The sequence below is a fragment of the Tepidibacter thalassicus DSM 15285 genome, from assembly GCF_900129915.1.
In the GTDB taxonomy this organism is placed as follows: domain Bacteria; phylum Bacillota; class Clostridia; order Peptostreptococcales; family Peptostreptococcaceae; genus Tepidibacter; species Tepidibacter thalassicus.
In genome coordinates this window covers 1-6,419 of sequence record NZ_FQXH01000043.1, presented here as the reverse complement: position 1 = coordinate 6,419, position 6,419 = coordinate 1, and the positions used below count along the sequence as shown (strand labels likewise).

At 29.8% G+C, this 6,419-nt stretch carries 7 protein-coding genes; 6 read left to right on the top strand and 1 reads right to left on the bottom strand.

Features of this window, described 5'->3' with window-relative positions:
• The first annotated feature begins 158 nt into the window (after positions 1 to 158).
• Genes BUA19_RS11175 through spoVAE form a run of 5 tightly spaced genes read left to right on the top strand, consistent with a single transcriptional unit; the run spans position 159 to position 2,997 of the window.
• On the top strand, positions 159 to 746 hold the full coding sequence (locus BUA19_RS11175; RefSeq protein ID WP_072726526.1) for a hypothetical protein: 588 nt from the start codon (positions 159 to 161) through the stop codon (positions 744 to 746).
• Positions 747 to 756: 10 nt separating this feature from the next.
• Positions 757 to 1,170 (top strand): stage V sporulation protein AB, encoded by a 414-nt coding sequence (locus BUA19_RS11170; protein WP_084602064.1) that lies wholly within the window; start codon positions 757 to 759, stop codon positions 1,168 to 1,170.
• 5 nt (positions 1,171 to 1,175) lie between these two features.
• Positions 1,176 to 1,601, top strand: a complete 426-nt coding sequence (gene spoVAC, locus BUA19_RS11165) for a stage V sporulation protein AC (RefSeq protein ID WP_330389100.1) — start codon at positions 1,176 to 1,178, stop codon at positions 1,599 to 1,601.
• A gap of 17 nt (positions 1,602 to 1,618) precedes the next feature.
• Entirely contained in the window at positions 1,619 to 2,629 is a 1,011-nt protein-coding gene (gene spoVAD, locus BUA19_RS11160; RefSeq protein ID WP_072726520.1) for a stage V sporulation protein AD, read from the top strand.
• 11 nt (positions 2,630 to 2,640) lie between these two features.
• Positions 2,641 to 2,997 carry a stage V sporulation protein AE gene (gene spoVAE, locus BUA19_RS11155; RefSeq protein ID WP_072726518.1) on the top strand — a complete coding sequence of 119 codons (357 nt, stop codon included), beginning with the start codon at positions 2,641 to 2,643 and terminating at the stop codon, positions 2,995 to 2,997.
• Positions 2,998 to 3,010: 13 nt separating this feature from the next.
• Here the strand turns inward: spoVAE and BUA19_RS11150 are convergent, their stop codons facing one another.
• Positions 3,011 to 5,557, bottom strand: coding sequence for a transglycosylase domain-containing protein (locus BUA19_RS11150; protein ID WP_072726516.1), 2,547 nt, complete (start codon positions 5,555 to 5,557; stop codon positions 3,011 to 3,013).
• Positions 5,558 to 6,141: 584 nt separating this feature from the next.
• Here BUA19_RS11150 and BUA19_RS11145 point away from each other — a divergent pair.
• The coding region (locus tag BUA19_RS11145) for a helix-turn-helix domain-containing protein (protein ID WP_178137501.1) at positions 6,142 to 6,419 on the top strand (278 nt) is incomplete at its 3' end.

Below are 6,419 nucleotides of genomic sequence, written 5' to 3'. Positions count from 1 at the left end.
GTGAACAAAAGTACCGTTGGCTTGCGGTATAGCATTGTAGAGATATGCTATTATGTACACTAATATTTGTAAAAATATTGAGTGTATGAATAAAATCTATAATTTTTATATATTTATTTAGATTTTTATAGATTTTATAAAGCTGGGATTTAAAATTGATGGAGATATATTTAATACCAAAAAAAAATTTAAAATTCAGTAAAAATATACATAAGATTTTTTTAAATGATTTATTTGAGATATATCCTAGCGAAAAAGAAAAATTGTTAAAAGATGTTGTTATAAGAGAATTTGAAAATATAGATAAAGATTATGATGTTATAGAACTTGGAGAAGTAATAAATAAAATAAGTTTTAACAACAACATAAAAATAAATTTTTTAGATAATAATAATTTATTAATATATTTTAAAAATGACAAACGAGATAAATATTTATTTATTAGAGTTGTTTTAGTATGTATTATTTTATTTTTGGGAGCTGGTATGGCTATAATAAATTTTCATTCTGATGTAAATATGAATGAATCTCATAGAACTATACTCAAGATATTAACTGGAAGTAAAGATGAAAATTTATTATTTCTTCAAATACCATATTCTTTAGGGATTGGTATAGGAGTAGCTACATTTTACAATAAATTAATACCTAATTTTTCAAAATCAGAGCCGAGCCCTTTAGAACTTGAAGTATCAGCTTTTAAAAACGAAGTGCAAAATTACATTATAGAAAATAATGAAAAATAAGGAGGCTGCATTGAAAGCATTTTTAGTGTTACTAGGTTTTTCAGAAGGGATTGTTGTAGGGGCAGGAGTAGTGGCATTGCTTACACTTTTAGATATAATTCCAAGGCTTTGTCAAATTACAAATAGTTATGGATATTTAAAAGTCTATGAATTAATGCTTATAGCGGGAACTTTTTTTGGTAGTTTATTTTCGCTTACTAATATAACTTTTAATTTAGGAAATTGTACTTTGGTTGTTATGGGAATATTTTATGGGATATTTATAGGGCTTTTAGCTTCAGCTCTTGCTGAAGCTATAGATGTAATTCCTGTAATAGAAAGAAGATTTAAAATACATGGAAAAGCAAAGTACATCATATTGGTTATTATATTTGGAAAAGTATTTGGGTCTATAATAAATTGGACAATATTAAAATTGAGGTGATTTGTGTGGATTATAAAAAATATGTGGATAAAAAAAGTCCAAAGCCTACCTATTTTAAAAATTGCATATGGGCATTTGTTGTAGGCGGACTTATATGTGATATAGGTCAAGTTATATTAAATACATATATTAGGTTTGGATTAGATAAAAAAATGGCTTCAACTTCTACTTCTATAACATTGATTTTTTTAGGTGCATTTTTTACTGGAGTTGGAGTTTACGATATTTTAGGGAGAAGAGCGGGAGCAGGGTCTATTGTACCTATAACTGGGTTTTCTAATTCAATAGTATCTCCTGCCATGGAATATAAAAGAGAAGGATATGTATTGGGAGTTGGGGCTAAAATGTTTACAATAGCAGGACCGGTACTTGTATATGGAATAGGGAGTTCTGTAATATTGGGACTGATTTATTATTTTTTAGGAAAATAGTTGGAAAGGAGAATTATATGGCAAAAAAAAGATTGGGAAATCAAACTATAGAGCTTGAAAATAGTCCTGTTATAATATCAGCTTGTTCTATTGTAGGTCCTAAAGAGGGTGATGGTCCACTTAAAGATTATTTTGACAAAATTTTAGAAGATGATTTATTTGGAGAAGATAGTTGGGAACTTGCAGAGAGTAAAATGGTAAGAGAAGTTATAAAAATGGCAATAGATAAAACGGATTATGTATTAAATCAAGTAGATTACATATTTGCGGGAGATTTATTAAATCAATTGATGTCTACATCTTTTGCAGTTAGAGATTTGAAAAGACCTTTTTTTGGATTGTATGGAGCTTGTTCTACAATGAGTGAAGCGATTTCTCTTGCTTCTATGATTGTAGATGGAGGATATTCAGATTTAGTAGTTGCAGCAACATCTAGTCATTTTTGTACAGCTGAAAGACAATTTAGATTTCCTTTAGAACTTGGAAATCAAAGACCGATGACAGCTCAGTGGACAGTTACTGGTGCGGGGTGTTCTGTTATATCTTCAAGTGGAAAAGGACCTAAAATTAAAAGGATTACGACAGGTAAGGTAATAGATAGAGGGATTACTGATGCAAATAATATGGGACCTGCCATGGCACCGGCTGCATATGATACAATAAAAACTTATTTTGATGATACGAAGGATGAAATAGAAAGCTTTGATGTAATAGCAACTGGAGATTTAGGCATTATAGGAGGACAAATTCTCTTGGAGTTTATGCAAAAGGCGAATTATGATATTTCAAATGTATATATGGATTGTGGAATTGAAATATTTGATCATAAAAGACAAGATACTCATTCAGGTGGAAGTGGATGTGGATGTTCAGCTACTGTATTTAATGGGTATATATATAAAAAACTTTTAAATAAAGAACTTAATAAAGTGATGTTGGTATCTACTGGAGCATTATTATCTCCAACTAGTACACTACAGAAGCAAAGTATTCCTTCAATTGCTCATGTTGTAGTAATAGAAAATTAGGTGGTGATAAAATGGAATATTTAAGAGCTTTTTTGGTTGGAGGTATGATATGTGTTATAGGACAAGTTTTAATGGATTTTTTCAAAATACCATCTCCTTATGTATTGGTTAGTTTTGTAACAGCAGGAGTTATATTAACGGGATTAGGATTATATGAACCTATAGTAAAGTTTGGAGGAGCCGGAGCTACAGTGCCTCTTCCGGGGTTTGGATATGGACTTGCAAAAGGGGTTATAGAGGAAGTTTCTAAAAAAGGATTTTTAGGAGCATTTACAGGAGGTACTGCTGCTAATGCAGGAGGAATAGGTGCAGCTGTATTTTTTGGATATATAATGTCACTGTTGTTTACTCCAAAAGCAAAACCATAAAAATAGAGAGCAATTAATCGCTCTCTATGATTTGTGTATTTTCAGTATTGTTATTATCTGAGGTATCTTTAGTTGGTTTGCTTTTATTTTTCTTATTTTTTTTGTTTGTTTTTTTAAAAAGAGTATTTTCTATATTTTCATTGTTATCAGTATTTTTTTTATTTGTATTACTATCATCTATATTATTTTGAATGTTTTCATTTGAATTTTTTTCATCAAATAACCATTTGTTTATTATATCTGAAGGAGTTGTATTTTCATCAAGTTCATCTTCTTCTTGTTGAGTGTGTATTTCACAGTATTCACTAGGTTCTGTTCCTTTTACAAAAATTTCAGTTTTTGTTTTTTCGCAAAAATGTGTAGCTAAATTTCCAGATTCAAGACATATTGTTTTTTGAATAATATCACTAGGGCGCTCAAATGACTTTCTAGGTAAGTTGCTATGTATTTGTGACATTACTTTTTTCCAAAGTGAAACTGCCATAGAACTTCCTTTTTTTAGAGATTGATTCCAGTCATTACCTATCCATGTTGCAGCAACGTAGTAAGGAGTGTATCCAGCAAACCATGCATCGTGATTATCGCTAGTAGTTCCTGTTTTACCAGCAACAGGCATATTAGATAGTCTGGCACGTCTTCCTGTTCCTGAAGTTACTACACTTGTTAGGATATCAGTCATTATATAAGCTGTTTGGGGACTTACGATTTTATGTTTAATTTGCTTGCTTTGTAATAAAATTTTTCCGTTTGAATCTTCAATTTTTGTAAAGAATATAGGCTTTATATATGTTCCTTTATTTGCGATTGCTCCGTAAGCTGCAGTCATTTCAAGTGGTGTTATTCCCTTTGTCATACCTCCAAGAGTTAACGCAGAGAATGTTTTGTCGTTATGTCCAGGGGTAGTAACTATAGTTGATATTCCCAGATTTTTTAAATAGTCAATCATCATCTCTATAGAAGAGTATAGACTTGATGATAACATTTCAGCTGTTTTTACTGAACATACATTTGAAGAATGTTGAACAGCTTCTCTTAATGTAATGACACCTCTATATCTATTTGCGTAGTTTTTAGGTTTCCAGTTATTAGGATAGGTGTATTTAAAGTTTTCTTGGCTATCTTCTATAAGAGTAGCTGCTGTCATTCCGTTATCAAGAGCTGGTAAATATACAGCTAAAGGTTTTATAGAAGAACCAGGTTGTCTTGGATTTACAGCTCTATTAAAAAGTTTACTTCCGCCAAGCATTCTTCCGCCAACTAAAGCTTTAACTTCTCCAGTGTGGTAGTCCATTATTACCATAGCAGATTGAGGTTGTATATTTCCGTTTTTATCTTTAAATGTTCCCGGGAAGTTTGCATTGTTTTGATATTCTTTTTCAAGTATTTTTTGCATGTTCATATCCATAGTTGAATATATTCTAAGGCCCCCATTATAAAGCATATCTCTAGCTTCGTCTTCGCTGAATCCTTTTTTAATTAAAGCATCTATTACTTCATCTTTTACTAAATCTACAAAATATGAAGATACATTACTTGCTTTTTTATTGCCTATTTTTATTACAATAGGTTCATTTTTAGCTTCTTCATATTCAGATTCAGTTATATAGCCAAGTTCTAGCATTTTCTTTAATATAAGTTCTTGTCTTTTTTTAGATTCAGGATTTAATATTGCTTTTCTAACTACAATTTGTTCTTTTGCTAGTTGGTCATATTGGAAGTTATCTATAAGTCCTTTAGAAAGTAATTTTTTAAACATATTTTTTTCAACTTCACTTGCAGGAGTTGTATTAGGTGTTTTTGGATAAAATACTAATAGATTTTTTATTTCATCTAAATTTTCACTACCATCTAATCTCGCTGTAATGTATGGAGAATATTTAGATGGGTTTTTAGTAATACCTGCAATCATTGCACATTCTGCAAGTGTTAGTTCACTTACATCTTTTGAAAAATAAGTTTGAGCTGCAGCTTGTACTCCTACTGCTCCTCTACCTAAGTAAAAAGTATTTAGATATGTTTGTAATATTTCATCTTTGCTTAAATGCTTTTCTATTTCAAGAGCATAATAAGCATCTTTTATTTTTCTTGTTAAAGTTTTTTCGCTAGAAGTATACATGTTTTTTGCAAGTTGTTGGGTTATAGTACTTGCACCTTGTGCTTTACTTAGTGTTCTAAGATCGTACCAAAGTGCACCGAATATTCTTTTTATATCTATTCCGTTATGCTCATAAAATCTTTCATCTTCAATAGATATAACAGCATTTTGTAAATGTTTTGGAATTTTATCTAAGGTGACTATACTTCTAAAATTTGTTCCGTGGACTTTTTCTATTAGATTGCCATTTTTATCATATATAAAAGAACTTTCATCCAGCATATCTTCAATGTTGTTAGGATCTATTGCTGGAGCATTTTTTATTACTCCAAATATTATACCAAGACCACATGCTGTTCCAGTTATAAATAAGATGATAAAAGTAAGGAGTACTGTTCTAAAAATACTTATTTTTTTCTTGTTTTTATTTTCCTTACTTTTTTTTGTGGATTTTTCGTTTCGCATCCTATTTCCCTCCTTATCTTGTATATTATAACACACAAAATTTTGTTTAATCTATAAATTTTACGAAGAATGTCATTTGTAACATTAGTGTAATAAACGGCAAAAAATGAAAAAGTAAGTAAACCAAAAAATTTTACACTATTTATTGCAAAAAAACTTATAATTATGATAAAATGAGAAAAAATATAATTGATATAAAGTGATGAAGGAGTTTAGTAGTCCCCATGGTTACAATATTAGAGAGTAAATCGGTTGGTGAAAGATTTACAGTACATGGTTAGATGAAATACACTCTGGAACTTCGAGGTCAAAAGCTTCGGCGAATTCCACACGTTATAGTGGATAAAGGCATTTTTGTGCGAATTAAGGTGGTAGGGATTTCTCGTCCTTAAATGATGAGGAGTCTTTTTATTTTTGATAAAAAGAAATAGGAGGTGATTATAACAGTTGATGAAAACCTATAAAAATATACAAAAACCTATTAAATAATTTACATATTTACGATGTTTTAATATCAGAGGCAATGTTAATGTATTTAATAGGAAAATTTTCAGAAAAATAAAGAGATAAAGGAGTTTTGGAAGATGGGGTTCAAGAAGAAAAATGAAAATAGTATTATATTATGCAAAAAAATTCAAATATATCCTACAAAAGAACAAATAGCAGATATAGAAAGAGATAGTTTTTTATGTAAACTCCTTTATAATACTTATTTAGCTCAAAGAAAAGAATATTATACTTGTTATAATAAAAACATGAAAATGTCAGAACAGCGAAGTCAAATTAAGTTACTTCGTAAGCAAAATACAGATTATGCAAAAGTATATGCAAAACATCTTCATGCAGTTTGTATGGATTTAGC